Source organism: Janthinobacterium sp. BHSEK (assembly GCF_056174685.1).
Genome location: NZ_JBWBYV010000012.1, coordinates 143,702 through 168,781 on the forward strand (window position 1 = coordinate 143,702; position 25,080 = coordinate 168,781).

Sequence of the window (25,080 nt, forward strand, 5' to 3'; positions counted from 1 at the left end):
TACACGATCGTCTTTTTTTTGCAAGCGCGCACGCAATTACTTGCCTGCTTCGCCCTTCTTGATCCACGCCGCCAGCTGGTGCGGACGCAGGCCGTCGTAGTCTTCGAACGGCTGATGGATCCACGGATTGTGCGGCAGTTCGTCGAGGAAGTAGTCGGGACGCACGACGGAGCAGCCCTTCAGCCAGATCACGGCCGATTTGACTTCGGTCACGTCTGGGAAGTTTTCCTTCAGGTGACGCGTGACCTTGTCCAGCGTGACGCCGGAATCGGCCAGGTCGTCGACCAGCAGGATGCGGCCGGCCAGCGGGCCCTTGGTCATGGTCATGTACTTGGCGATATCGAGGTCGCCGCGCACCGTGCCCGCGTCTTCGCGGTAGGAGCTGGTCGACAGGATGGCCAGCGGCAAATCAAAAATGCGCGAGAACACGTCGCCAGGACGCACGCCGCCGCGCGCCAGGCACAATACCTGGTCGAATTTCCAGCCCGATTCGTAGACCTTGAGCGCCAGGCGCTCGATCAGGCGGTGGTACTCTTCCCAGTTGACCCAGAGATGTTGATCGTTCGATTGTGGGGTAGTCATGATAGTGGAATCTTATTATTAGCGTGATTAAAAAAATCCGCCTTGCGGCGGATTGTGTCCAGCAGCTTACTCGAATGGGTGGCGCAGCACGATCGTTTCTTCACGATCCGGACCGGTCGAAACCATGTCCACCGGTACGCCGACCAGTTCTTCGATGCGCTTGATGTAGGCGCGCGCCGTGGCAGGCAGGGCCGCCAGCGATTTCGCGCCGACCGTGCTTTCCGTCCAGCCCGGCATCTCTTCGTACACGGGCACGCAACGGGCGGCTTCTTCAGCGCCCGATGGGAAGATGTCCGTGGCCACGCCGTCGATGGTGTAGCCGGTGCACAGTTTCAGCGTTTCGATACCGTCGAGCACGTCCAGCTTGGTCAGGCACATGCCCGTCACGCCGTTGATCTGCACGGAGCGGCGCAGCAAGGCGGCGTCAAACCAGCCGCAGCGGCGGGCACGGCCCGTCACGGTGCCGAATTCATGGCCGACTTGCGCCAGGTGGTGGCCGACGCCCGCATCCGTTGGCAGTTCCGAAGGGAACGGGCCGGAACCGACGCGCGTCGTGTAGGCCTTGGTGATGCCCATGATGTAGTGCAGCATGCCTGGGCCCACGCCGGAACCGGCGGCGGCATTGCCGGCCACGCAGTTCGACGAGGTGACGAACGGATAGGTGCCGTGGTCGACGTCGAGCAAGGAACCCTGCGCGCCTTCGAACAGCAGGTTGGCGCCGGCCTTGTGCGCCTTGTACAGCGCGCTCGACACGTCGGTGACCATCGGACGCAGACGCGGCACATAGGCCAGCGCGTCGTCGAGGGTCTTCTGATAGTCGACTTTCGGCGCCTTCAGGTAGTTTTCCAGCACGAAGTTGTGGTAATCGAGGTTTTCGGCCAGCTTTTCGGCAAAGCGCTTCTCGTTGAGCAGGTCGGCGATACGGATCGCGCGGCGCGCCACCTTGTCTTCGTAGGCCGGGCCGATGCCCTTGCCGGTGGTGCCGATCTTCGCATCGCCACGCTTGGCTTCGCGGGCCAGGTCGATCGCGGTGTGGTAAGGCAGGATCACGGGCGCAGCGTCCGATACTTTCAGGCGCGAGGCGACTTCGACGCCGACGGCTTCGAGCTTGTCGATTTCGCGCAGCACGTCCGGCACGGAAACGACTACGCCGTTACCGATGTAGCAGGCGACGCCTGGACGCATAATGCCCGACGGGATCAGCTGCAGTGCGGTTTTGACGCCGCCGATGACCAGCGTGTGGCCTGCATTGTGGCCGCCCTGGAAGCGCACCACGCCTTGGGCGTGATCGGTCAACCAATCGACGATCTTGCCTTTACCTTCATCGCCCCATTGGGTGCCGATGACAACAACGTTCTTTGCCATAATTTTCTTTGACATCACTCAACCTAAGTTTTTAAGAATCCAGCTACTACCATTATCGGCAAGTACCAGCACGCGATCGCACTCGAACTCGTCTTGTTCATTACTGTGACCCGGCATACTCTGGATCACGACCTCGCCCGCCTTGCGCAACTCGGCGATTTTTTCCTTCAATTCTGGCGCGCTGCCCCACGGCGCGCGGATCGAATGCTTCCGTTCCGCGGTCGGCAACAGGCGCGCCAGTTCGCGCAAATCGAGCGAGAAGCCGGTCGCGGGACGTGCCCGGCCGAACGCTTCGCCGACGTGGTCATAACGGCCGCCGCGCGCAACCGCGTTCGGCAAGCCTGGTACATACAGCGCAAACATCGCGCCGCTTTCATATTGGTAGCCGCGCAGGTCGGCCAGGTCGATCGCCACTTCGGCGCGGCCCAGGGCCTTAGTTTCCACAGTCGCGGCCAGCGCGGCCAGTTCGGCCAGCGCCTTGAGCACGCCCGGCAGCGGCGGCAGCACTTCGCGCGCACGCGCCAGCACGTCGATGTCGCCGTACAGGTTCGGCAAGGCCAGCAGCGCGTCGCGCGTCACGGCATCGTAGGATGCGGTCAGGGCGCGCAGGCCCGGTGCATCTTTCGCGCGCAGCAAGGTGTACAGCGCAGCTTCATCGCGCCCGGCGGCGGCGTCTTGCGCAATGATAGCGCGCAACAGGCCCACGTGCGACAAATCCAGGCGGACCGCGTCGAACCCGGCCAGTGCCAGCGAGGCGAGCGCCAGTTCCTGGATCTCGGCATCCGCTTCCAGGCCAGCATGGCCATAGATTTCGGCGCCGATCTGCAGCGGTTCGCGGGTGGCGTGCAGGCCCGACGGACGGGTATGCAGCACGCTGCCGGCGTAGCACAGGCGGGTGACGGTGGCACGGTTGAGCAGGTGGGCGTCGATGCGCGCCACTTGCGTCGTCATGTCGGCGCGCAGGCCGAGCATGCGGCCCGACAGCTGGTCGACCAGTTTGAACGTGCGCAGGTCGGTATCCTTGCCAGCGCCGGTCATCAGCGATTCCAGATACTCGAGCAGCGGCGGCATCACCAGTTCATATCCGTACAGACGGAAATTATCCAGCATGAGGCGGCGCAGCTCTTCGATCTTGCGCGCTTCCGACGGCAGAACATCGGCAATATTTTCGGGCAAAAGCCAATTCGGCATGAGGGAGCGAGATACGGAAGAAAGTTGAAAAAATGCATCATGCGAGGCAGCGGCGGGCGCGCCAGGCAAGAGGCCGAACCTGATATTTTACGCGAAAACACGGGCCTTTAGGGATAAGTTCTCCGAATCGCTGCCGCACAGCCCTAAAAACACCGCATTTTACGCCTTCCCGCAACAGCGTGGCGGGCACAAAAAAACGGGGCCGGCATCGATGCCGGCCCCGCTGCTGCTGCCACCCGTCCTTGCGGCCGGGCGCAGTGTCGATGCTGTCTTACTTCTTGGACGGAGCGGCCGTGCCGTTACCCTTGAAGTACTTGAAGAATTCCGAGCTCGGATCGACCACCATCACGTCGCCCTTGTCTTTGAAGGTGGCGCGGTAGGCTTCCAGGCTGCGGTAGAACTTGTAGAACTCCGGATTCTTGCCAAACGCTTCGGCATACACCTGCGACGCCTTGGCATCACCCTCGCCGCGGATCTTCTCGGCTTCGCGGTACGCTTCGGCCAGGATCACCGTGCGCTGCTTGTCGGCGTCGGCGCGGATCTTCTCGGAATCGGCCGATCCGGTCGAACGCAGCTCGTTGGCCACGCGCACGCGCTCGGATTTCATGCGGTCGTACACGGAGTTGTTGATCTGCTCGACGTAGTCGACGCGTTTCAGCCGCACGTCGACGATGCCCACGCCGATGGACTTGGCTTCGGCCGAGACCTTCGCCAGGATCGCTTCCATCACCTTGCCGCGCTGGCCCGAGATCACTTCGCGCACGGTGCGCTTGGTGATTTCATCGTTCAGCGCCGCCTTGACGATTTGCGACATGCGGTTGCGGGCACGGCTTTCATCGCCGCCGAAACTGCGGAAATACAGTTTCGGATCGGAGATGCGCCATTTGACGAAAGCGTCGACGAGGATGTTCTTCTTCTCGGCCGTGATGAAGCGCTCCGGTTCCGGCGTGTCGATGGTCAGCACACGCTTGTCCAGGTACATCACGTTCTGGAACGGCGGCGGCAGCTTGAAGTACAAGCCAGGTTCGCTGATGACGTCCTTGACTTCACCAAGGGCGAAGACGATGGCGTATTTACGCTGATCGACGACGAACACGGTCGAGGACAAGAGCATGATCGCGATAAAGCCCGCGATCAGGGCGGCTACGATACGGTTCATTAGCGGCTCTCCCGTTCACGCGAAGAGCGGCTGTCGCGACGCGAATTGACTTCTACTGTCTGCATGGCTTCCTGTGGCATTACGGTGTTGGCTGCGGGTGCGGCCGCCGCAGCGCGCGCTGCCGCGGCCGAAGCGTCCGACGCCGCCTGCTGGGCGATCAACTTGTCGAGCGGCAGATACAGCAGATTGCTGCCCGTCTTGGCGTCGACCATGACCTTGCTGGCACTGCTGAACACCTGCTGCATCGTTTCCAGATACATGCGGTCGCGCGTGACGGCCGGTGCCTTCTGGTACTCGACCAGCACCTGCTTGAAGCGCGACGCATTACCTTCGGCATTCTCGGTCACCATGGAACGATAAGCCTCGGCTTCCTGGATCAGGCGGAATGCGGCACCACGGGCCTTAGGAATGACGTCATTGGCATAAGCCTGGCCTTCATTCTTCTGGCGCTCGCGGTCCTGGCCGGCCTTGACGGCATCGTCGAAGGCGGCTTGCACCTGCTCCGGCGGCTGCACGGCCTGCATCGTCACGTTGTTGATGAAGACGCCGACCTTGTAGCGGTCGAGAATCTGCTGCATCAGCTGCTGCGTTTCAAAGGCGACCTTCTCGCGTCCTTCGTACAGCACGAAATCCATCTTGCTGCGGCCGACCACTTCGCGGATCGCCGTCTCGGCGACCTGGCGCAGGGTATCTTCCTGGTCGCGCACGTTGAACAGCCACTCGCCCGGGTCTTTCAAGGTGTACTGCACCGCGAACTGGATGTCGATGATGTTTTCATCGTCCGTCAGCATCAGCGACTCGCTGGCCTGCTTGTTGCGCAATGAAGTGCGGTAACCCACTTCCACGGTGCGCACCTGCGAGACGTTGACGGTTTCGTCGGTCTGGAACGGGTACGGCCAGCGCCAGTTGAAACCGGCCGGCGCGGTGCGCGTGAACTTGCCGAACGTCAGCACGACGCCGCTCTGACCCTCCTGCACGATGAAGGCGCCGCTGGCGAGCCAGATGAAGACGGCGATCACGCCAACGACGCCGGCGGTGATGCCGGCGCCCTTCATGTCGGGGCGCGGGCCACCGCCGCCACCGTTGTTATTGCCGCCGTTGTCGGGACGGTTCTTCTGTCCGAAAAAGGCGTTCAGGCGCTGATTGAAATCGCGCCACAGCTGATCGAGGTCCGGCGGACCTTCGCCGGGCTTTTTGCCTTCTTGGGCTTTCTTGCCGTCGTCCTTGCGATTGCCCCAGCGGGGATCGTTCAGGGACAACTTCAAGCCTGTTTTTTTGAGTAGGGAGACAAGCATAACTATCGTGTTCCGACTTGGGAGTGGGTGGAAATCCTATCGTCCTCGCCAGGCTCTTCGTCCTGGTCCGGGGCGGCGCCATCGTGCTGGTCGTACTGACCGTCAAACTGATCTTCCTGTGCTTCATCGTTCTGGTACAGGTGGGCCGAACGGGGCGCCTTCCTGGCCATCTCGACGATCGCATCGCGCAGCAGGTCGAGCCCGCTGCCCTTCTGCGCACTGACGAACACGCGACTGATCGTAGCATATTCGTCGCGCTCCACCGAAGGCTCCAGCCCGGCCGCATCGATCTTGTTCCACACGAGGATTTGCGGAATATGATCGGCGCCGATCTCTTTCAAGACCAGGTTGACCTGCTCGATCTGCTCCATGCGCACCGGCGACGCGGCGTCGACGACGTGCAGCAGCAGATCGGCATGGATGGTTTCTTCGAGCGTGGCGCGGAAAGCGGCCACCAGCTGGTGCGGCAATTCGCGCACGAAGCCGACCGTGTCGGAGATCACCACGTTGCCCACTTCCTGACCCAGGTAAACCCGGCGCGAGGTGGTGTCGAGGGTGGCGAACAGCTGGTCGGCGACGTACACGCCGGCCTTGGTCACGGCATTGAACAGGGTCGACTTGCCGGCATTGGTATAGCCGACGAGGGACACGGAGAATGTGTGATTGCGGCCGCGCGCGCGGCGCTGCGTTTCGCGCTGCTTGTGCAGCTTTTCCAGGCGCGCGCGCAAGGACTTGACGCGCTCGCCGATCAGCCGGCGGTCGGTCTCGAGCTGCGTCTCGCCGGGACCGCGCAAGCCGATACCGCCCTTTTGCCGTTCCAGGTGGGTCCAGCCGCGGATCAGGCGCGTGGCCAGATGTTGCAGCTGGGCCAGTTCGACTTGCAGCTTGCCCTCGTGGCTCTTGGCGCGCTGCGCGAAGATATCGAGGATCAGGCTGGTACGGTCGAGCACGCGCACATTCAGGCGCTTTTCCAGATTGCGCTGCTGGGCAGGTGACAGGGCGTGATTGAAGATGACGATTTCCAGGCCATCGTTGACGACGGCGTCGCCAATTTCATCGGCCTTGCCGCTGCCGACGAAATACGCGGAATCGGGACTGGAACGCTTGGCCGTGATGGTGGAAATCGGGTCCGCGCCAGCCGAACGCGACAACAGCATGAGTTCCTCCATGCTGGCGGCGAAGTCGCTGTGACCGAAGTCAACCCCGACTAGTGCCGCGCGCATGATGGCATCAGATGAGTTGCGGCGGACGCCGACGCCGATGCAAACGCATCAGCGCCGCTGGCGCGGACGGGGGCGATGGAGGGTGAAAGGCGCTGGGCCGTCAAGCTCAACGCTTTACTCCGCTTCAGATTCAATATTGAGATTGACGGCACGGGCCGGCACCACTGTCGAGATGGCATGCTTGTACACCATCTGCGTGACCGTATTGCGCAGCAATACGACATATTGATCGAACGATTCGATATGGCCCTGCAATTTAATGCCATTGACCAGGTAGATCGAGACAGGAACATGCTCTTTGCGTAATGCATTGAGGAATGGGTCTTGTAACAGTTGCCCTTTGTTGCTCATAACAGCTCCGTTGTTTATGTTGTTGTGTAAGAATTGGAGGCGACTCGCTTGATTTCAAGTGCTCTCACACCTTTCAAAGAAAGAAAGATGCGTCATAGCTACTGTAACCTGTTTTCGCGATCGCTGTCGCGCATGGCGCATTAACACTTTATTATTTCCGCGCAAAAGCCATTGAATTGGCTATCGGCGCCGCATTATCTCCGCGGCGCCTTAATATGCACTTAATTTTACTTGCTTGGCGTACGTGCGAACGGATTTTTACCCGTGCGCAATTCAATGCGCAGCGGCGTGCCGACCAGGGCAAACGTATCGCGGAAATGTTTTTCCAGATAACGCTTGTACGGATCGCCAACGGCGTCGAGCGCATTGCCGTGAATAACGATCACAGGCGGGTTCATGCCGCCCTGGTGGGCATAGCGCAGCTTCGGACGGATCGAGCCCTTGCGGCGCGGCTCCTGCTTCTCCACGGCCTCGATCAGGGCGCGCGTCAGCTTCGGCGTCGACAGGTCGCACATGGCGGCCGCATACGCGGCGTTGAGCGACTTCATCAATGGACCGATGTTGGTACCCTTCAGCGCCGAAATGAAATGCATCTGCGCGAACGACAGGAAATCGAGCTTGCGGTCGATATCGATCTTGATCTCGTCACGCTGGTGCGATTGCAAGCCATCCCATTTATTCACGGCCACGACCAGCGCGCGGCCCGATTCCAGGATAAAGCCGGCGATATGCGCGTCCTGCTCGGAAATGTCCTGCTGCGCGTCGAGCATCAGCACGACCACGTTGGCTTCGGAAATCGACTGCAGGGTTTTTACCACCGAGAATTTCTCGATCGCCTCAAACACCTTGCCGCGGCGGCGGATACCGGCCGTGTCGATCAGGGTGTATTGCTGGCCATCGCGCTCGAACGGGATCTCGATCGAGTCGCGCGTCGTGCCCGGCATGTCGAAGGCGATCACGCGCTCTTCGCCCAGCAGGGTGTTGATCAAGGTCGACTTGCCCACGTTCGGACGGCCGACGAGGGCGATCTTGATGCCGCGGTCGGTCTTTTCCAGCTCTTCAGGCTCATCCGGACGCTGCGCGAACGCCAGGTCCAGCATCACTTCGACGAGGTCGTTGACGCCGTCGCCATGCGCCGACGAAATCGCATACGGATCGCCCATGCCCAATTCATAGAATTCGGACACGACGGCCGTGTAGCGCATGCCTTCGCTTTTATTGACCACCAGCAAGACCGGGCGGCCGCTCTTGCGCAGGAAGTCGACGATGGTCTTGTCATGCGGGGTCAGGCCCTGACGGCCGTCCACGATGAACACCACCACGTCGGCCTCGGCCACGGCCTGCTTGGTCTGCAGTGCCATCTGGTGCATGATGCCTTCCTTGGCGACGGGTTCGAAACCACCCGTATCGATGACCAGGAAGGGACGTTCGCCGACACGGCCTTCGCCATAGTGACGATCGCGCGTCAACCCAGGCAAATCCGCCACCAGCGCATCGCGCGAGCGGGTCAGACGATTGAATAAAGTCGATTTCCCAACATTGGGTCGACCTACTAGTGCAATTACCGGCTTCATTGTATTACTCGACCGCGAGAGCGGTCACTGTCCCTGATTGGGTTTGAAAAATCAAATTCGAACCGGCAACAACGGGAGCCGAAACAATCGGGCTACCGTCGGTGCTGACACGACCTATTAATGCGCCATCTTCCCGTGACAGGAAGTGGATATAACCTTGATAGTCGCCGACGGCGACGCTGCGGCCGTAGGAGGCCGGCGTCGACAGACGGCGGCGCGCCAGCGCCTCATTCTTCCAGGCGCTCTGGCCGCCTTCGCGGCTGAACGCCACCACGGCGCCCTGGTCATCGGCAACAAACACGAAACGCTGGTCGACGGCCACGCCCACATCGGACGAGATCGGCTTGGTCCAGCGCGGCACGCCCGTGACGGCATCGAAGCAGCCCGCCTTGCCCTGGTAGGTGACGGCGCACACTTCGCCTTCGAACACCACCGGCGTGCCGGCGATGTCGGAGACGCGCTCCAGTTCGGTGGCGCCGCGCGGTTCGCTGACGACGATCTCCCAGCGTACCACACCGGTCGCCGCCGTCAGTGCCAGCAGCTTGCCGCCCGGCTGGGCCACGTAGATATTCGCGCCGCCCAGCACCATGCCCGGCGCATTGCGCAAGGTCAATGCCGGCGTGGCGCGCTGCACCGTCCACTTGCGTTCGCCCGTCCTGGCGTCGAAGCCGACGATGCGGTTGTCCACGCTGCGCACCACGACCACGCCCTGCCCCACGACGGGCGCCGTCAATACTTCGCTGGACGCCTGCGCCTTCCACAGCTGCTTGCCATCGGCGTCAAACGCCAGCACGGCGCCCTTGGCGGCGCCCACGGCCACGACCGCGCCATCGCTGCCGGCGCCGGAGGTGATGTCGCTGCCGGCCTTGACGCGCCACGTTTCACGGCCGCTGGCCGCATCCAGGCGCGCCAGCGCGCCATCGGCGCTGACCACGTACAGGCTGCTGCCAGCCAGCGCAGGCGTCAACGCGTACACGCCGGCCTTGCCGATCGAATACTTCCAGGCGTCGCGCACGGCAATGCTCGATTTTAACTCGACCAGCTTGGCCGGTTCGACTTTCGGATCTTTCGAGGCGAACGGGTTCCACGACGAGCAACCGGCCATCAGGGCCAACAGACTTGCAGCTACCAGCTTTTCAGTGACACGCATAAGTGTTATCCAACCTTTTTCTTGTACTTGTAAGGGCAAGGCAGGCGGCGCACAACGCCGCGCGGCCGCGCCATCAGTGTTCCTGTCAGGCGGCGGCCTTGTCGGCCTTGGCCTTGTCTTCCGGCACCGTCCCGCCGATCGCTTCCAGCTTGACCTGGATCAATTGACGGCCTGGATTGTTCTTGTCCGTCGCGGCTATCGCGGCCAGGTAGGCCGTGCGGGCATCGGCCAGCTTGTTTTGCGCCACCAGGATATCGCCCTTGCGGTCGGCCACGGCGCCGGCAAATTGCGTCACGGTGGCCGTCGCCAGCACCTTCAACGCTTCATCGTAGGCTTTTTCGTCCAGCAGGACGCCGGCCAGGCGCAGCTTGGCGATGGCCTTGTACTCTTCCGTGCCATGCTCGGCCACCCATTGCAGCTGGGTCTTCGCCGTTTTCAGGTCGTTCGCGTCGAACGCCACCTTGGCCGCGGCCAGGGCGCTCATCTGTGCATATGCCGTGCCGCTGAAACGCGACTGCATGTCGCCGGCCGCGCGCATCACCTTGGCCGTGTCCTTGGCGGCGATGGCGTTCTGCAGTTCGTCGTACAGCTGGCCCGCTTGCGCGGCCTGCGTGCGCTGATAGTACTGCCAGCCGGCCCAGCCGCTGTAACCGGCCAGCGCCACGATCAGGACCCAGGAGGTCAGATTGCCATTGCGCTGCCACCAGGCCTTGAGGGTTGCCAGTTGTTCTTGTTCTTCGTGATCGTATGCCATGGGTCGTCAGTTTGAATGAGTAGTTGATCGAGGGTAGTACGGTCTTGCTGCAAATTAATGGTGGTGATGCACGTGGCCGCCAGGACCGTGGTCGTGGCCGCAATCGTGGTCGCAGATGATCTGGTCCACCACGTAATCGACGACATCGTCGAACGGCACCGTGCTCTGCTGCGCGCCCGCATCGGCTTCGCGCATGGCTTTCACCGTAGCAACGTTATTGGCGATTTCATCGTCGCCCAGGATCACGGCAAACGCCGCGCCGCTGGCATCGGCCTTTTTCATCTGCGTCTTGAAGCTGCCGCCGCCGTTGCTCGCTGCGCAATGTAGCACAACGTCCAGGCCCGCATCGCGAATCCGCTCGGCCAGCACGAAGGCTTGCAAGCCTGCCTGCTCGCCCTGGTGCACCAGGTAGACGTCGCACTGGGCCGGCGCTTCCGGTTCAGCCGCATCCTTCATCAGCAGCACCAGGCGTTCGACGCCCATGCCGAAACCGACGGCGGGCGTCGATTTGCCGCCGAACATTTCCACCATGCCGTCATAGCGGCCGCCGGCGCAGACCGTGCCTTGCGCGCCCAGCTTGTCGCTGACCCACTCGAACACCGTGCGGTTGTAGTAATCGAGACCGCGCACCAGGCGTGGGTTGATGGTGAACGGAATATTGTTGTGATTCAAGATCTTCTGCACGCCGTGGAAGTGGGCCAGCGATTCTTCGCCCAGGTAGTCCAGCAGCTTCGGCGCACCATTGACCAGGTCCTGCATGGCAGGGTTCTTGGTATCGAGGATGCGCAGCGGATTGCTGTGCAGGCGGCGCTTGGCTTCTTCGTCGAGCAGCTCGCTGTGGCTTTCCAGGTAGGCGATCAGGTCGGCGCGGTGGCGCAGGCGCTCGGCCGCATCGCCGATCGAGTTCAGTTCCAGGCGGATGCCTTCCAGGCCCAGGTCGTCCCACAGGCGGCGCGACAGCATGATGATCTCGGCGTCGATATCCGGGCCCGTGAAACCGATGGCTTCCACGCCGAACTGGTGGAACTGGCGGTAGCGGCCCTTCTGCGGGCGCTCATGGCGGAACATCTGGCCCTTGTACCACAGGCGTTTCGGGCCTTCGTAGACGAGGTTGTGCTCGACGACGGCGCGCACCACGCCGGCCGTGCCTTCAGGGCGCAGGGTCAGGTTGTCGCCGTTCATCGAATCGGTGAACGAATACATTTCCTTTTCCACGATATCGGTCACGGCGCCGATGGCGCGCGCGAACAGTTTCGTCTCTTCCACGATCGGCGTGCGGATCTGCTGGAAGCCGTAGCTTTGCAGCACGGATTGGGCCGTATTTTCAAACAATTCCCACAACGGGGCGTCGGTGGGCAGGATATCGTTCATGCCTTTGACGGCGGTGATCTTATCGAGTTTTTTATTTTCGGACATAGTGTTCTTCTTTGCTTTAACTTGATTGTCGGATTACGCGCGTAGCGCTAATCCGACCTACGCTGCTGCGCCGTAATGGCTTTTAACATAATTGAGGACGATGTCCTGGAATTCCTCGACGATGCGTTCGCCGCGCAGGGTGACGACTTTTTCGCCGTCGACAAACACGGGGGCGGCTGGCGACTCGCCCGTGCCGGGCAGGCTGATGCCGATGTTCGCATGCTTCGATTCACCGGGACCGTTGACGATGCAGCCCATGACGGCCACGTTCATCGCTTCCACGCCCGGATACGATTTCTTCCACTCCGGCATCTGCTCGCGCAGATACGTCTGGATGTTGTCGGCCAGCTCCTGGAAGGTGGTCGACGTCGTGCGGCCGCAGCCGGGACAGGCGATCACCATGGGCGCGAACTTGCGCAAGCCCATGGTTTGCAGGATTTCCTGGCCGACGATGACTTCGCGCGTACGGTCGCCGCCCGGTTCCGGCGTGAGCGAGATGCGGATGGTGTCGCCGATGCCTTCCTGCAGCAGCACGGCCAGCGCCGCCGTCGAGGCGACGATGCCCTTGCTGCCCATGCCCGCTTCCGTCAGGCCCAGGTGCAGCGGATAGTCGCAGCGCTGCGCCAGCTCGCGGTACACGGCGATCAGGTCCTGCACGCCAGAGACTTTACAGGACAGGATGATCTTGTCGCGGCCCAGGCCCAGCTCTTCGGCGCGCACGGCGTTTTCAATCGCCGACGTCACCAGCGCCTCGTACATGACGGCTTGCGCCGGCCATGGCTCGGCGCGGCCCGCGTTTTCATCCATGATGCGCGCCAGCAAAGCCTGGTCCAGGCTGCCCCAGTTCACGCCGATGCGCACCGGCTTGTCGTACTTGCACGCCGCCTCGATCATCTGCGCGAATTGCGTGTCGCGCTTGGCGCCCTTGCCCACGTTGCCCGGATTGATGCGGTACTTCGACAGCGCGCGCGCGCAATCGGGGTAATCGTTGAGCAAGGTATGGCCGTTATAGTGAAAATCGCCCACCAGCGGCACGTCGATGTCCATCTTGTCGAGCTGCTCGCGGATATAGGGCACGGCCGCGGCCGCTTCCGGACGGTCCACCGTCAGGCGCACCAGCTCCGACCCGGCACGCGCCAGTTCCTTGATCTGGATCGCCGTGCCGATGGCGTCGGCCGTGTCCGTGTTCGTCATCGACTGCACCACCACGGGGGCGTCGCCGCCCACCCAGATCTGGCGCTGGCCGTGCGCGATCAGCACCTTGCGGCTGTCGCGGCGGCCGGAAGGGCCGGAGCCGATCGCTGTTTTCGAGGTAGCCATAAATATTATCTTCTGAGTTTGCTTGAACGATTACTGCAATTATTTGATGCTGACACGGGAAATCGTGCCACCGGCAACGGTCGGCAGCTCCAGCTTGGCGCCGCGCAAGGTTGCCTGCACAACACCCGGCTTGCCCACCACCAGGGTGGCCGGACCCGTGATATCGAACGTTTCCGTGCTGCCCGCCTTGACCATGCGCGAAATCAGCGGCGAAGCGCCGGGACGTCGGATCTCGACCCAGGAATCCTGCTCCACCTTCAGCACCAGCGCGTTCGCGCCCACGGCAGGGGCGGCAGCGGGCGGCGCGACGGCGGCCGTTGCTGTCGCCGGGGCAGGCACGGCGGCTGGCGGCACGGCGGCGGCCGGCGCCGAAGCGACGGCGGAGGCAGGCGCGCCCGTCTGCGTATCGTTGCCCGGCGGCGGCGGCACGGAAATCAGGGGGACGGACGGCGACTGCACGGGCGTCAAATCCTGGCCCGGCTTGATCAGGGTCGTTTCCACAGGGCCCACTTCCGCATGCGCGGTTTCCTTCCCGGCCTGCGAGGACAGCAGGCTGGCCGGCACATAGCCGAGTTTATAGGCGCCAAAGGCGGCCGCCACGACGACGGCCACGGCGCCGGCGATCCAGATTGGCGTCTGGTTCGACGAACGCTGCGTCATCGACGGGAAGCGCGATTCCGAGAACGTGGCGGAAATCTCGCGCCGCACGGGCGCGGCCGGATCTTGCGCCGGCGCCGGGTGGACTTCGATCATGGCCACCAGCGGCGCCGCGTCGAGACGCACCACCTTGGCGTAGGCGCGCACGAAACCGCGCACCACGGCCACGTTCGGCAAGGCCGCCATGTCGCCCTCTTCCAGCGCGATCACCTGGCGCGGCGCCAGCTTGAGCTGGTCGGCCACCTGTTCCACGGGCCAGCCCAGCGCTTCGCGCTGCGCCTTCAACTGTGCGCCTGCCAACGCAAGATTGCCCTGGGGCTGCTGCTGAGGCGTTTCTGCCCACTCTGAATTCATTGGTATCCCTGTCTCACTCATCAAACGCCCCATTTTGATAAGCAGCATATTCGGGGGAGCCGGAATGGTGGTTGCGCAAATGCGCCCCCAGGCCAGCTTCCGCACCCGCATCCCCGAGCTTATGCTGCACCTTGATCCCGAGCCACAGCACATCGGCCGTCTGGCTCTCCATTGTTGCTATCTTACCGAGCCGCTGCAAATAATATGCCGCCTGCCGGTAGTCTTGCTGTTGGTAATACACGCGCACCAGGCCGGCGTTCGTCGCTGCCACGTCCGGTGCGATGCGTGCGGCGCGCAGCAAATACGCGCCCGCACGCGGGTAATCGTTCAGGGCCAGGCTGCAAGCGCCCCCATTGTTGAGCGCTTTTTCCGGCGACACATACGCGGAGTCTGCCAATGCCGCATCGAAATACGCCAGCGATTGCGCGGCGCGTCCCGTCTGGCACAAAAACAGGCCGTAATTATTGCTCAACTCAGGATTGTGGGGCGCAAGGCGCAAAGCGTAAAGGAAATCTTTCTCGGCAGACGCAGATTGCCGCTGGGCCGCCAGGATCAGGGCGCGCACGCCATAGGCTTGCGCATCGTCCGGCGCCAGCTGCACGGCTTGCTGCGCTTCCGCCAGGGCCACGTCGAGCTGGCCTTGCGCATAGTACGCGCTGGCCAGCTGCAGGCGCAACGCGGCACGCTCCGGCACACCCGCCTGGACGTCCCTGGCGACAGGGTCCGGCACGGAAGAGGCACAGCCGACCAGCAGCACGGCCAGGCAAACAGCGGCCACAGCAAGCGAGCGTTGGTAAGCCATGCCTTCCCTCATCAGGAGCGGATCTCCACGATCTTGCCGAAATTGGCGCCAAATTTCTGCTGATATTCAGTCATCTTTTCCATGCGTTCCTGCACCCGCGTGCGGTCCTTGACCTCGCCGGCCAGCTGACCGCAGGCCGCATCGATATCGTCGCCGCGCGTCTTGCGCACGGTGGTGATGATGCCGCCATCCATGAGCACCTGGGCAAAGGCCTTGATGCGCGGGTTTTTCGAGCGGAACAGGCCCGACTCGGGAAACGGGTTGAACGGGATCAGGTTGAACTTGCAGTTCACGCCGAACTCGCGGTCTTGCACCAGCGCCAGCAGTTCGCGCGCGTGCTCGTCGCTGTCGTTGACGCCGTCGAGCATGCAGTATTCGAAGGTGATGAAATCGCGCGGGGCGAATTCCAGGTAGCGCTTGCAGGCCGCCATCAATTCCTTCAGCGGGTATTTCTTGTTCAGTGGAATCAAACCGTCGCGCAAGGCGTCGTTCGAGGCGTGCAGCGAGACGGCCAGGGCCACCGGCACTTCCTGCGACAGCTTATCCATCATCGGCACGACGCCCGAGGTCGACAGGGTCACGCGACGGCGCGACAGGCCGTAGGCGTTGTCGTCAAGCATCAATTTCAGGGCCGTGACGGTCGGTTCAAAGTTCAGCAGGGGCTCGCCCATGCCCATCATCACCACGTTGGTGATCTGGCGCTCGCCTTTCGGGCCCGGTTCGATGCCCTTGGTGCGGCGCAATTCGAATTCCGCCATCCACAGCTGGCCGATGATTTCGCCCACGCTCAGGTTGCGATTGAAGCCTTGCTTGCCCGTCGAGCAGAAACGGCAGTTCACGGCGCAGCCGGCCTGGGTCGAGATGCACAGGGTGCCGCGGTTTTCTTCCGGGATGAACACGGTTTCCACGGCATTGCCATTGCCGACGTCAACCAGCCATTTGCGCGTGCCGTCCGTCGACGTATGGTCGCTGATGATGGCCGGGGCGCGCACCTCGGCGCGCGTGGCCAGCTTGTCGCGCAGCGACTTGGCCAGGTCCGTCATGGCGTCGAAATCGGAAGCGCCGAACTGATGTATCCAACGTTGCAATTGTTTCGCACGAAACGGTTTCTCTCCCAACTCGGCGCAGTAGGCGATGAGTTGCGCGGGATCGAGGTCCAGCAAGTTGGTGAGGGTCGTCGTATTCATGATCATGTCTATTCTAAAAATCCGTCCCCGCGCGCATCCGGAGCGAAAACTCCACAGCGCAGCGGGAACAGGGGGTGATAAGTTATTTCACAGATAACGCCAGGAAATAACGTTATCTAAGGCAATTAAGCCTTCAGTTCTGGGAAGAAGTAAGCGATTTCCACTTTAGCAGCTTCGACAGCGTCGGAACCGTGTACGGCGTTGGCATCGATCGAATCGGCGAAATCGGCGCGGATCGTGCCTTTTTCTGCTTTCTTCGGATCGGTCGCGCCCATCAGGTCACGATGGGCCAGAACGGCGTTTTCGCCTTCCAGGGCTTGGATCATGACTGGACCGGAAACCATGAAGTCGACCAGATCCTTGAAGAAGCCGCGCTCTTTGTGCGCTGCGTAGAAACCTTCAGCTTGTTCGCGCGACAGTTGGGTCATGCGTGCTGCAACGATTTTCAGGCCAGCGTTTTCAAAACGGGTGTAGATTTGACCGATTACGTTTTTTGCAACTGCGTCTGGTTTGATGATCGACAGGGTGCGTTCGATTGCCATGTGTGAAAACTCCAATAAAAAGAAAGGTTTAAAACGGTAAATTGATAACTCAATCAACCTTTGATTTTACCATACTCCACCCCATATCACCCAGACAGGCAGGGGGCATCCTTCCCTGCCGCTAGAGTTTAATGAAATCTTAAGCTGCTTTTTTGGCAAATTCCGGCCCTCATGCTATCCTTGGGTAAAGCAGTAATTTGAATTGACAACACGGAGGCACTATGAATCAGAACATGCAACGCACCTTTGACCTGTCGGGGGGCATGCAGCAAGTCCGCCACCAGGTCTTGCGCAACACTTACTGGCTGCTGGCACTGTCCATGATACCGACCGTGCTGGGCGCCTTCATCGGCGTGCAGATGCACCTGCCGATGCTGACCGGCGGCATGGGCTTCATCATCTTCATGGCCGTCGCATTCGGCTTCATGTACGCGATCGAGAAAACCAAGAACTCGGGCCTGGGCGTCGCCGTCCTGCTGGGCTTTACCTTCTTCATGGGCCTGATGCTCACGCCTATCCTGACGCGCACGCTCGGCTACTCGAACGGCGGCATGCTGATCATGACGGCATTCGGCGGCACGGCCACCATCCTGGCCGTGATGGCAACGATCGCCACGGTGTCGAAGCGCGACTTCTCGGCCATGGGCAAATGGCTGTTCGCCGGCGTGATCGTGCTGATCCTGGCATCGGTGGCGAACATCTTCCTGGGCCTGTCGGCACTGTCGATCGTGATCTCCATGGTCGCCATCGCCATCTTCTCGGCTTACATCCTGTATGACGTGCAGCAAATCATCAACGGCGGCGAGACCAACTACATCTCGGCCACCCTGCGCATCTACCTGGACGTGTACAACATCTTCACCAGCCTGTTGTCACTTTTAGGTTTCGCCGGCGGCAGCCGCGACTAAGCGCTGCGATTGAAACAGCAAAAAGCCGACCCGCGGGTCGGCTTTTTTACGTCTGTTTAAATTACGTGATCTTCTCCGCCACCTCGAGCAGGCAGGCGCGGGCGCGGTCCAGGGTCGGGTTGTCGCGCTGGGCCGCATACACGGCGTAGGCGGAATGCGAGAATTCGGGCGCGTCGCGCACGCGGTACAGCAAGCCCCCGTCCAGATAAGGTTGCGCGCTGCCGATGCGAAAGTAGCTGGCGCCGCCCACTTCCAGCAGGTAGACGAGGGCCAGCGGGCCCAGCGAAATCGACACGGGCGGACTGCTCAGCTCCGGATACGCCGCCTGGTGGTTCGCCGCGAAGCTGGGACCCCAGTCCACGTAGACATACGCGTCGGCGAGCATCTGCCCGTCCGCGCGCGTGGTCACCATCACCAGCTTTTCCTCGGCCAGCAGTTCGCTGACGAGGCCCGGTCGCTGTGGCGGGTTATACAGCACGGCCAGGTCGAGCGAGCCGTCGTGCACGGCGTCGAGCAGGCGCGCGGGGCTGTCGACTTCCGCGCGCAAGGCGATCTCGGGGCAGTCGCGGCTCATGCGTATCAGCCAGTCCCCGAGCAGCGGCTGCCACAAACTCAGTTCGCAGCCGATGCTGACGGCGTCATCGCGCCCCGGCGGCAAGGCCACCTGGTGGCGCGCCCGCTCCCACACCTGCACCATGGTGGCCGCATGGCGCATGAAGCGTTCGCCGGCCGGCGTCAGGCGCGCGCCCGCCTTGTTGCGCACGAATAGCTGACGCCCCAGCTGCTGCTCCAGGGTGCGGATGCGGGCGCTGACGGCCGTCTGCGTCACGTGCATGCGCTCGGCCGCCATGATGAAGCTGCCGCAGGACGCCACTTCGAGGAAGGTACGCGCTTGATTGATATCCATCAAGCCATGATATCAGCTGACGCGATCATAGCCACCGAGCACGCCCTGCTTCGACAACACCCATTGCCACAGCTGCAAGTCGCGCGCGCGAAAGGCGCCCGCGCACGACAGCAGGTAATACGACCACATGCGGTGGAAGCGCTCGCCCAGCTGGGCCGAAAACTGCGGCCACGCCTGCTCAAAGTTTTCATGCCAGGCCATCAGAGTCTTGTCGTAGTCGGCGCCGAAGTTGTGCAAGTCCTCGGCGACAAACAGATCGTCGATGGCGTCGCCGATCTGGCCGATGGATGGCAAGTCGCCATTCGGGAAGATGTATTTGTCGATCCACGGATCGCACGCGGAATCGCGCTTGTTCTTGCCGATCGTGTGCAGCAGGAACAGGCCGTCGTCTTCCAGGCAGCGGTGCGCCACTTGCATGAAGGTGCGGTGATTCTTGTGTCCCACGTGCTCGAACATGCCGATGCTGACGATGCGGTCGAATTTTTCATCCGTGTCGCGGTAATCCTGCAGGCGGAAGTCCAGGCTTTCGCCGCCCGGCATGCCGCGCGCATACGCGACCTGCTCTTGCGAAATCGTCACGCCCACGCACTGCACCCCGTATTTTTCCGCCGCATAGCGCATGAAACTGCCCCAGCCGCAGCCGATGTCGAGCACGCGCATGCCCGGCTCCAGGCGCAGCTTGCGGCAGATCAGATCGAGCTTGGCGTCCTGCGCCTCGGCCAGGTTGCCGGCGTCCTTCCAGTAACCGCACGTATAGGTCATGCGCGGGTCGAGCATGGCCGCATAGAAGGCGTTGCCCAAATCGTAGTGCTCCTTGCCCACCATCCACGCGCGGCGCTCCGTCTGCAGGTTGAACAGGCGCGCGTACAGGGCGTGGAAGGCCAGGCGCATGGGACGCACGTCGTCGGCCACCCTGGCGCGCAGCAGATGGCAAAAGAATTCATCGAGCCGCTGCGCATCCCAGTCGCCATCCATGTAGGCTTCACCTAGGCCCAGGTTGCCGCTGGCGAAAGCCCGCTCGGGCACGCCCGGTTTGCGCAGCTGCATGTCCCAGGCGGCGCGGCCATTCAGGTGGATGTCGGCCCTGGCCAGCAATTCGGCCGCTTCGCGGGTGAGGCGCGTGTCGAGCTGAAGTTCATTACTACCTGCCGGTGCTTGCTGTAACTGTGTCATTTGCTGCGTGTTCATGCCCTGCCGCCTCCAGATGGTTGTCGGTGCCGGCGCGCACCGGCAAGCCCGCTCAGAGGCCCGGCGCCGCGCCAGCCATCAAATTATCCGCCCGCCATGACCATCTGGATAATGAAACATCATGGCTATTCATATCAAAATAATTGCTTCAAAATGATTTCAATAAATTATTTTATGGAAATATCTTATACAAGAAGCGCACCGTAGCATGAAAAAAGCCGCCTGTTCTGCGGCTGTTCGAGGTAAGTTCGCGCCATGCACGCCACGATCAAAAGTCGTGATTCGGCGGATACTTGCTGTAAAAATCGTTATCCCATTTGAAATTGGTGAAGGCCACCGTCATCGACACGTCGAGCGCTTCGACGAAATGCCAGCAGCCGACGGGCAGGAACAGGATTTCGCCGGGCGCCAGCACGCATTCGCGCACCTGCACGTCGGCCATCAGCGGGTAGCGCCGCACGTCGATGTCGCGCCCGTCGACGGGCGTAAAACAGTGGCGCTGGTTGTACACGCGCGCCACTTCGCAGGCGGCCATGATGCGCAGGCGCTTGCGCCCTTTGACTTGCGCCATGAAATTGTTCGTCAGGTCGTGGTGGAACGGCGTCACCGTGCCGGCCGGGCCGAACCACAGGAAGCCCGTGGGGCCGCCGCTCTGCTCCAGGTACTCGGGCAGCTGGCCGATATCGTCCCACAGCTCGCGCAAGGCTTGGCGGTTCTGCGAATCGTTATTCGCCGTCATATAGAAATCGTTGGTCGCGCCGCTGCCCTCGACCAGGCTCGCGTACTCGCCGAAGGCCATCTTGCGCTTGTGCGCCACGCTGTTCATTTCGTACTGGGCATCCGCTTCGCGGCCGAACTGCACTTCCACTTCGCGCTGGCCGAAATGTTCGCGGAAATAGGCCGGGCTCCACTTGGCCATGGCGGGCCAGCCGTCCATCATGCCCGTGATGATGACGGGCTGGTTGGTGGAATAAAATTCGTCGAGGAATTCCTGCGCGGACAGCTTGTCGCGGCGGGGAATCTCGGGGGGACGCAGTTGGTTCAGCTTGCGCTGGATGTCGATCACCCAGTCGCGCTTGGCCAGGCGGTTCGACAGGCGCACGGCGCCGGCCAGGTAGGGACTCTGCAACGCCAGCTCCACTTCGCGGCGCGCCAGCGGCTCCGCGATGCCGGCCTGCTGCAGCACCGGCATCAGCGCCGACGGATGGCTGCCCAGCATGAGATTTTCCGCGATCCAGCTGCGCCACTCGCGGCTCAGCTCCTGTTCCTGCTCCTGCTGCTTGACTCCGAATGCCGATACCGCCGCCATCGCCCGTCTCCTCTTTTTTATGTGAACAAGCGGCCGGGCAGCAATGCCGCCCGGCCGCATCCTCCTACGCTAGCACACGGTTAGCGTACCTTCCACACCTCGGTCGCCAGCACGCCATTCGCGTCGCCATCGAGTTCCCACGAGAACGCGCCGCGCAAGCCCTGGTCCTTGACGTATTTCACCTTGGTGCCGATGACGGTCGGGTCGTCATAGCTCCACCACTGGCCGCCCGCGCCCGTGTACAGGTACAACTGCTTGGTCACGGGATGGTAGTAGCGCGTGCCGGCCTTGGCGACGAGGATTTTATAGTCCTCGATGCCCGACTCGTAGGTGCCCGGCGCCGTGCCCGTGGCAGCCTGGTACAGGCCATCGCCGTTCGGCCCCGGCGCCACGCCCGTCCAGCCGCGGCCATAGAACGGTATGCCCAGCAGCAGCTTGTCGCGCGGCACGCCGGCGGCAATCATGTACTGCACCGCCTTGTCGCCCACGTATTCGCGCGCCATGCCTGTCGACGGATCGGCAGGGTCGGCATACAGCTGGGCATTGAAGTTGGTGCTGTTTTCCCAGCCGCCGTGGAAGTCGTACGTCATCAGGTTGATCCAGTCCATGTACTGCGAGTACAGGGCCGGTTCCGTGTTGTCGATCTTGTCCTTGCCGGCTCCGACGGCGGCCGTCAGCAGGTAGCGCTTGCCGTTCGCGGCGCCGAGCGCATCGAGCTGGCTGCGGAATTCCGCCATCAGCAAGGTGAAGTTGCGCTTGTCGTTGGGACTGACCGTGTTGTACGGCTGGCCGCCGCCGACCGGATATTCCCAGTCGATATCGATGCCGTCAAAGATGTTGGCCGCCGCACCCGCGCCGCCGCGCCCACCCTGCACCGGCAGGTTGCCCTTGATGTAGATGTCGATACACGAGCGCACCATCTGCTTGCGCAGCGCATCGGTGGCCGAACCGACGGAGAAGTTCTTCGACCAGCTCCAGCCGCCCAGCGAGATGAACAACTTGAGGTTCGGGTGCGCCGCCTTCAGCTTTCTCAGCTGCAGGAAGTTGCCCGACAGGGGAGCGTCCCACGGAATGGCCTGACCATCGACGGTGCGCTTCGGCGTGCGGATGTAGTCGGCCTCGGCATCGCCGCCCGTGCCCGCATCCGGCGAATTCGGATTCGTCGCGCCCGGCTCCGTCTTGGTGATCATGGCGCATTCATAGCCGCCGTTTTTCGGATAGATATTGCCGAAAGCGTAGTTGATGAAGGTCAGCTTGTCGGCCACGCCGCTCGTATGCACGTTCGCCACTTCATAGTCGCGGCCATACACGCCCCACTGCGCGAAATAGGAACCGACTTCGCGGCCCGTTGGCGTTGGCGTTGGCGTTGGCGTCGGGGTAGGTGTCGGCGTCGGCGTCGGCGTCGGCGTCGGGGTAGGTGTCGGCGTTGGCGTTGGCGTTGGCGTTGGCGTTGGCGTCGGCGTCGGCGTCGGGGTTGGAGTCGGCGTCGGCGTGGTGCTGCAGATCTCCAGGCTGGTCCATGGCTTGCCCGTGCCGGCCGCGCCGCTGCTGGTCGACGGGTTGTCGCCTTGCGTCCAGTAGTTGGCGCGGTAATTCGTGCCCGCGTAGCTGACGGTGGCGCCCGCACTGTAAGCCGTGCCGGCCACCCATGCCAATGCGCAGGTGCCGCCGGTTGGCGTCGGCGTCGGCGTCGGGGTGGGTGTCGGGGTTGGATTCGGCGTCGGCGTCGGCGTCGGGGTGGGTGTGGGAGTCGGCGTCGGCGTGGTGCCGCCGTCGCAAGTGCCGCCCGCGCTCCACAGGCTAGGCGTGGAAACAGGGTTCCAGCCCGAGCCCACGTGGTCGGTCTGCGTCACCAGGGCCGTGTAGTTGGCGCCCAGGTAGGTGACCACCGTGCCGGCGTTGTACGTGCCGCCCTCCTGCCATGGCACGCAGGCGACCACCGTGCTGGCCGCCAGCAATTGCGAGCCGCCGGGTGCGCTGGCGTCGCCGCCACCGCCGCATGCCGCCAGCACGCCGCCGCTGGCCAGACATACCATCATGTTCCTGATTGTTTTTTTGAGTATTAAATTTTCCACGTTGTCTCCTGTTCAGGTTTACGTAAATACCACTCTGCTTCGTAAATAACTACCCTGTGATTTTGTTTTTTTGCAGTTGCAAGAACAGCATGCTGCTGAAAAAATAGGCGGTCAAGTGGTTTTGAAGTGGCCTCAAAGTGGGCAATACCACTTCGCGCAGAAAACGTCATGACAGAGACAGACGGCGTGTTGTCCTACTGGACAATCAAAAAAACGGCAGAGGAAGGAGGAAAAAAGACGCCGGATCGGGAAAAGACAGACCAGTTTTTTAATACGCTGTAAGTGGTATTAGCGCGGAATCAAGGCCAGCGCATGGGGGAGCTTCAGCGCGCCTGAAAAACGTTCAGAGCAAGGCGCCTTGCCGAAGACAGTACGAATAGTACGGCTAGGCAAGGCAACGCAGCTATGGACGTTTTCTCAGGTGTGCCCTCAGAGCAAATCAAACACTGCCATGGATTCCACGTGCGAAGTATGCGGGAACATGTTCACCACGCCCGCCTTGCTCAGCACATAGCCCGCCTCCAGCGCCAGGATGCCGGCGTCGCGCGCCAGCGTGGACGGGCTGCACGACACGTACACGATGCGCTTGGGCAGCAGGTCCGGACGCACTTGCGACAGGCCGACCAGCGCCTGGCACAGGGCCATGGCGCCATCGCGCGGCGGGTCGACGAGGATGCGATCAAAACGGCCCAAGGCGATCAGATCGTCCGTCGTTACTTCGAACAGGTTGCGCGTCGAGAACGAGGTTTTTTCCGCCAGGCCATTGGCCAGCGCGTTTTCCAGCGCCCGCTCCGTCAGGGTGGTGCTGCCTTCGATACCCACCACTGCGCTGCCTTGCGTGGCCAGCGGCAAGGTGAAATTGCCCAGGCCGCAGAACAGGTCGGCCACGCGGTCCGTCGGCTGCACTTCCAGCAGGCGCAGGGCTTTCGACACCAGCACGCGGTTGATGTGATGGTTCACCTGCGTAAAATCGACGGGCTTGAACGGCATCTTGACGCCGAATTCCGGCAGCAGGTAGTGCAGTTGCTTGTCCAGCGGATAGAACGGCACGGCCGTTTCCGGGCCTTTCACCTGCAGCCACCATTGCACGCCGTATTCGTCGGCAAAGGCCTTCAATTTCGTTTCATCGTCCGCCGTCAACGGCGCCATGATGCGCAAGACCATGGCCGTGACGTCTTCGCCCACGGCCAGCTCGATCTGCGGCATCTGGTCGAAGATGGACAGCGATGCGATCAGCGCGCGCAGCGGCAGCAGCATGGCGGAGATATGCGGCGGCAGGATTTCACAGCTATCCATGTCGGCGACAAACGCCGATTTCTTTTCATGGAAGCCTACCAGCACGGCATCCTTCTTCTTGACGTGGCGCACGGACAGGCGCGCGCGGTAGCGGTAGCCCCACGTCGGGCCATACATGGGGCGCATGATGCTTTGCGGACGCACCTTGCCGATATGCCACAGATTGTCTTCCAGCACGCGCTGCTTGATCGCCACCTGCGCCGACGGCTCCAGATGCTGCATCGAGCAGCCGCCGCAGTTGTCGAAATGCTTGCATTTGGGCGTCACGCGCATGGCCGATTCGCGGTGCAGCGACGTCATGCGGGCCATTTCCCAGTTCTTCTTTTTCTTGAACGTCACGAAGCTGACGCGCTCGCCCGGCAACGCGCCTTCGACAAACACGACCTTGCCCGGCGAGCCGTCTTCGTTCTCGATATGGCCAACGCCACGGGCATCCATGTCGAGCGATTTGATTTCGATGATATTTTCTTGCATA

Annotated in this window: 22 protein-coding genes; 1 reads left to right on the forward strand and 21 read right to left on the reverse strand. The window is 62.1% G+C overall.

Annotated elements, in window-relative coordinates; all coding sequences use genetic code 11:
- Positions 1 to 36: 36 nt before the first annotated feature.
- The 16 genes from AC0V2Y_RS05365 to ndk all read right to left on the reverse strand — a co-directional run bounded on the left by AC0V2Y_RS05365 (position 37) and on the right by ndk (position 16,922).
- Complete coding sequence (locus tag AC0V2Y_RS05365) at positions 37 to 582, reverse strand: phosphoribosyltransferase (protein ID WP_034752020.1); 546 nt, start codon at positions 580 to 582, stop codon at positions 37 to 39.
- Between the two features lie 66 nt (positions 583 to 648).
- Positions 649 to 1,962 carry an adenylosuccinate synthase gene (locus AC0V2Y_RS05370; RefSeq protein ID WP_034752021.1) on the reverse strand — a complete coding sequence of 438 codons (1,314 nt, stop codon included), beginning with the start codon at positions 1,960 to 1,962 and terminating at the stop codon, positions 649 to 651.
- A 3-nt stretch (positions 1,963 to 1,965) separates the two neighbouring features.
- Positions 1,966 to 3,138, reverse strand: coding sequence for an ATP phosphoribosyltransferase regulatory subunit (locus AC0V2Y_RS05375; RefSeq protein WP_475415461.1), 1,173 nt, complete (start codon positions 3,136 to 3,138; stop codon positions 1,966 to 1,968).
- A 271-nt stretch (positions 3,139 to 3,409) separates the two neighbouring features.
- The gene (hflC, locus tag AC0V2Y_RS05380) at positions 3,410 to 4,297 is read right to left on the reverse strand and encodes a protease modulator HflC (protein ID WP_475415462.1); all 888 of its coding nucleotides are present in this window, start codon (positions 4,295 to 4,297) and stop codon (positions 3,410 to 3,412) included.
- Entirely contained in the window at positions 4,297 to 5,592 is a 1,296-nt protein-coding gene (gene hflK / locus AC0V2Y_RS05385; protein WP_475415463.1) for an FtsH protease activity modulator HflK, read from the reverse strand. Before hflK ends, hflC begins: the two co-directional genes overlap by 1 nt.
- Positions 5,593 to 5,594: 2 nt before the next feature.
- Positions 5,595 to 6,815: a GTPase HflX gene (gene hflX, locus AC0V2Y_RS05390; protein WP_475415464.1), complete on the reverse strand. Its 1,221-nt coding sequence runs from the start codon at positions 6,813 to 6,815 to the stop codon at positions 5,595 to 5,597.
- 114 nt (positions 6,816 to 6,929) lie between these two features.
- Complete coding sequence (gene hfq / locus AC0V2Y_RS05395; protein ID WP_008450615.1) at positions 6,930 to 7,166, reverse strand: RNA chaperone Hfq; 237 nt, start codon at positions 7,164 to 7,166, stop codon at positions 6,930 to 6,932.
- A 227-nt stretch (positions 7,167 to 7,393) separates the two neighbouring features.
- Complete coding sequence (der, locus tag AC0V2Y_RS05400; protein ID WP_070221915.1) at positions 7,394 to 8,740, reverse strand: ribosome biogenesis GTPase Der; 1,347 nt, start codon at positions 8,738 to 8,740, stop codon at positions 7,394 to 7,396.
- 4 nt (positions 8,741 to 8,744) lie between these two features.
- Positions 8,745 to 9,890, reverse strand: a complete 1,146-nt coding sequence (gene bamB, locus AC0V2Y_RS05405; protein WP_475415465.1) for an outer membrane protein assembly factor BamB — start codon at positions 9,888 to 9,890, stop codon at positions 8,745 to 8,747.
- An 85-nt stretch (positions 9,891 to 9,975) separates the two neighbouring features.
- The gene (locus AC0V2Y_RS05410; RefSeq protein WP_475415466.1) at positions 9,976 to 10,644 is read right to left on the reverse strand and encodes a YfgM family protein; all 669 of its coding nucleotides are present in this window, start codon (positions 10,642 to 10,644) and stop codon (positions 9,976 to 9,978) included.
- Positions 10,645 to 10,698: 54 nt separating this feature from the next.
- On the reverse strand, positions 10,699 to 12,060 hold the full coding sequence (gene hisS / locus AC0V2Y_RS05415; RefSeq protein WP_475415467.1) for a histidine--tRNA ligase: 1,362 nt from the start codon (positions 12,058 to 12,060) through the stop codon (positions 10,699 to 10,701).
- A 57-nt stretch (positions 12,061 to 12,117) separates the two neighbouring features.
- Positions 12,118 to 13,380, reverse strand: a complete 1,263-nt coding sequence (ispG, locus tag AC0V2Y_RS05420) for a flavodoxin-dependent (E)-4-hydroxy-3-methylbut-2-enyl-diphosphate synthase (RefSeq protein WP_070221911.1) — start codon at positions 13,378 to 13,380, stop codon at positions 12,118 to 12,120.
- A 39-nt stretch (positions 13,381 to 13,419) separates the two neighbouring features.
- The gene (locus AC0V2Y_RS05425) at positions 13,420 to 14,337 is read right to left on the reverse strand and encodes a helix-turn-helix domain-containing protein (protein ID WP_475415468.1); all 918 of its coding nucleotides are present in this window, start codon (positions 14,335 to 14,337) and stop codon (positions 13,420 to 13,422) included.
- 67 nt (positions 14,338 to 14,404) lie between these two features.
- Positions 14,405 to 15,193 (reverse strand): type IV pilus biogenesis/stability protein PilW, encoded by a 789-nt coding sequence (pilW, locus tag AC0V2Y_RS05430; protein ID WP_475415469.1) that lies wholly within the window; start codon positions 15,191 to 15,193, stop codon positions 14,405 to 14,407.
- Positions 15,194 to 15,204: 11 nt separating this feature from the next.
- Positions 15,205 to 16,380 carry a dual-specificity RNA methyltransferase RlmN gene (gene rlmN / locus AC0V2Y_RS05435; RefSeq protein ID WP_034752035.1) on the reverse strand — a complete coding sequence of 392 codons (1,176 nt, stop codon included), beginning with the start codon at positions 16,378 to 16,380 and terminating at the stop codon, positions 15,205 to 15,207.
- 125 nt (positions 16,381 to 16,505) lie between these two features.
- Positions 16,506 to 16,922 carry a nucleoside-diphosphate kinase gene (ndk, locus tag AC0V2Y_RS05440; RefSeq protein ID WP_070223377.1) on the reverse strand — a complete coding sequence of 139 codons (417 nt, stop codon included), beginning with the start codon at positions 16,920 to 16,922 and terminating at the stop codon, positions 16,506 to 16,508.
- 221 nt (positions 16,923 to 17,143) lie between these two features.
- Between ndk and AC0V2Y_RS05445 the strand changes: the two genes are divergently transcribed.
- Entirely contained in the window at positions 17,144 to 17,830 is a 687-nt protein-coding gene (locus AC0V2Y_RS05445; RefSeq protein WP_034752039.1) for a Bax inhibitor-1/YccA family protein, read from the forward strand.
- A gap of 61 nt (positions 17,831 to 17,891) precedes the next feature.
- Here the strand turns inward: AC0V2Y_RS05445 and AC0V2Y_RS05450 are convergent, their stop codons facing one another.
- The 5 genes from AC0V2Y_RS05450 to rlmD form a co-directional block, all read right to left on the reverse strand.
- On the reverse strand, positions 17,892 to 18,737 hold the full coding sequence (locus AC0V2Y_RS05450; RefSeq protein ID WP_475415470.1) for a LysR family transcriptional regulator: 846 nt from the start codon (positions 18,735 to 18,737) through the stop codon (positions 17,892 to 17,894).
- 12 nt (positions 18,738 to 18,749) lie between these two features.
- Positions 18,750 to 19,910, reverse strand: coding sequence for a cyclopropane fatty acyl phospholipid synthase (cfa, locus tag AC0V2Y_RS05455; RefSeq protein WP_475415632.1), 1,161 nt, complete (start codon positions 19,908 to 19,910; stop codon positions 18,750 to 18,752).
- A gap of 283 nt (positions 19,911 to 20,193) precedes the next feature.
- Positions 20,194 to 21,234, reverse strand: a complete 1,041-nt coding sequence (locus tag AC0V2Y_RS05460) for a cupin-like domain-containing protein (RefSeq protein ID WP_475415471.1) — start codon at positions 21,232 to 21,234, stop codon at positions 20,194 to 20,196.
- Positions 21,235 to 21,314: 80 nt separating this feature from the next.
- Positions 21,315 to 23,273 carry a glycosyl hydrolase family 18 protein gene (locus tag AC0V2Y_RS05465; protein WP_475415472.1) on the reverse strand — a complete coding sequence of 653 codons (1,959 nt, stop codon included), beginning with the start codon at positions 23,271 to 23,273 and terminating at the stop codon, positions 21,315 to 21,317.
- Between the two features lie 465 nt (positions 23,274 to 23,738).
- A complete protein-coding gene (gene rlmD, locus AC0V2Y_RS05470; RefSeq protein ID WP_475415473.1) occupies positions 23,739 to 25,079 on the reverse strand; it encodes a 23S rRNA (uracil(1939)-C(5))-methyltransferase RlmD in 1,341 nt (446 codons plus the stop codon).
- Position 25,080 lies beyond the last annotated feature (1 nt).

Excerpts from the sequence above, each read along its gene's own strand:
- AC0V2Y_RS05365 (WP_034752020.1), bottom strand. The coding sequence starts at position 582 with ATGACTACCCCACAATCGAACGATCAACATCTCTGGGTCAACTGGGAA.
- AC0V2Y_RS05370 (WP_034752021.1), bottom strand. The coding sequence starts at position 1,962 with ATGTCAAAGAAAATTATGGCAAAGAACGTTGTTGTCATCGGCACCCAA.
- AC0V2Y_RS05375 (WP_475415461.1), bottom strand. The coding sequence starts at position 3,138 with ATGCCGAATTGGCTTTTGCCCGAAAATATTGCCGATGTTCTGCCGTCG.
- hflC (WP_475415462.1), bottom strand. The coding sequence starts at position 4,297 with ATGAACCGTATCGTAGCCGCCCTGATCGCGGGCTTTATCGCGATCATG.
- hflK (WP_475415463.1), bottom strand. The coding sequence starts at position 5,592 with ATGCTTGTCTCCCTACTCAAAAAAACAGGCTTGAAGTTGTCCCTGAAC.
- hflX (WP_475415464.1), bottom strand. The coding sequence starts at position 6,815 with ATGCGCGCGGCACTAGTCGGGGTTGACTTCGGTCACAGCGACTTCGCC.
- hfq (WP_008450615.1), bottom strand. The coding sequence starts at position 7,166 with ATGAGCAACAAAGGGCAACTGTTACAAGACCCATTCCTCAATGCATTA.
- der (WP_070221915.1), bottom strand. The coding sequence starts at position 8,740 with ATGAAGCCGGTAATTGCACTAGTAGGTCGACCCAATGTTGGGAAATCG.
- bamB (WP_475415465.1), bottom strand. The coding sequence starts at position 9,890 with ATGCGTGTCACTGAAAAGCTGGTAGCTGCAAGTCTGTTGGCCCTGATG.
- AC0V2Y_RS05410 (WP_475415466.1), bottom strand. The coding sequence starts at position 10,644 with ATGGCATACGATCACGAAGAACAAGAACAACTGGCAACCCTCAAGGCC.
- hisS (WP_475415467.1), bottom strand. The coding sequence starts at position 12,060 with ATGTCCGAAAATAAAAAACTCGATAAGATCACCGCCGTCAAAGGCATG.
- ispG (WP_070221911.1), bottom strand. The coding sequence starts at position 13,380 with ATGGCTACCTCGAAAACAGCGATCGGCTCCGGCCCTTCCGGCCGCCGC.
- pilW (WP_475415469.1), bottom strand. The coding sequence starts at position 15,193 with ATGGCTTACCAACGCTCGCTTGCTGTGGCCGCTGTTTGCCTGGCCGTG.
- rlmN (WP_034752035.1), bottom strand. The coding sequence starts at position 16,380 with ATGAATACGACGACCCTCACCAACTTGCTGGACCTCGATCCCGCGCAA.
- ndk (WP_070223377.1), bottom strand. The coding sequence starts at position 16,922 with ATGGCAATCGAACGCACCCTGTCGATCATCAAACCAGACGCAGTTGCA.
- AC0V2Y_RS05445 (WP_034752039.1), top strand. The coding sequence starts at position 17,144 with ATGAATCAGAACATGCAACGCACCTTTGACCTGTCGGGGGGCATGCAG.
- AC0V2Y_RS05450 (WP_475415470.1), bottom strand. The coding sequence starts at position 18,737 with ATGGATATCAATCAAGCGCGTACCTTCCTCGAAGTGGCGTCCTGCGGC.
- cfa (WP_475415632.1), bottom strand. The coding sequence starts at position 19,910 with ATGACACAGTTACAGCAAGCACCGGCAGGTAGTAATGAACTTCAGCTC.
- AC0V2Y_RS05460 (WP_475415471.1), bottom strand. The coding sequence starts at position 21,234 with ATGGCGGCGGTATCGGCATTCGGAGTCAAGCAGCAGGAGCAGGAACAG.
- AC0V2Y_RS05465 (WP_475415472.1), bottom strand. The coding sequence starts at position 23,273 with ATGATGGTATGTCTGGCCAGCGGCGGCGTGCTGGCGGCATGCGGCGGT.
- rlmD (WP_475415473.1), bottom strand. The coding sequence starts at position 25,079 with ATGCAAGAAAATATCATCGAAATCAAATCGCTCGACATGGATGCCCGT.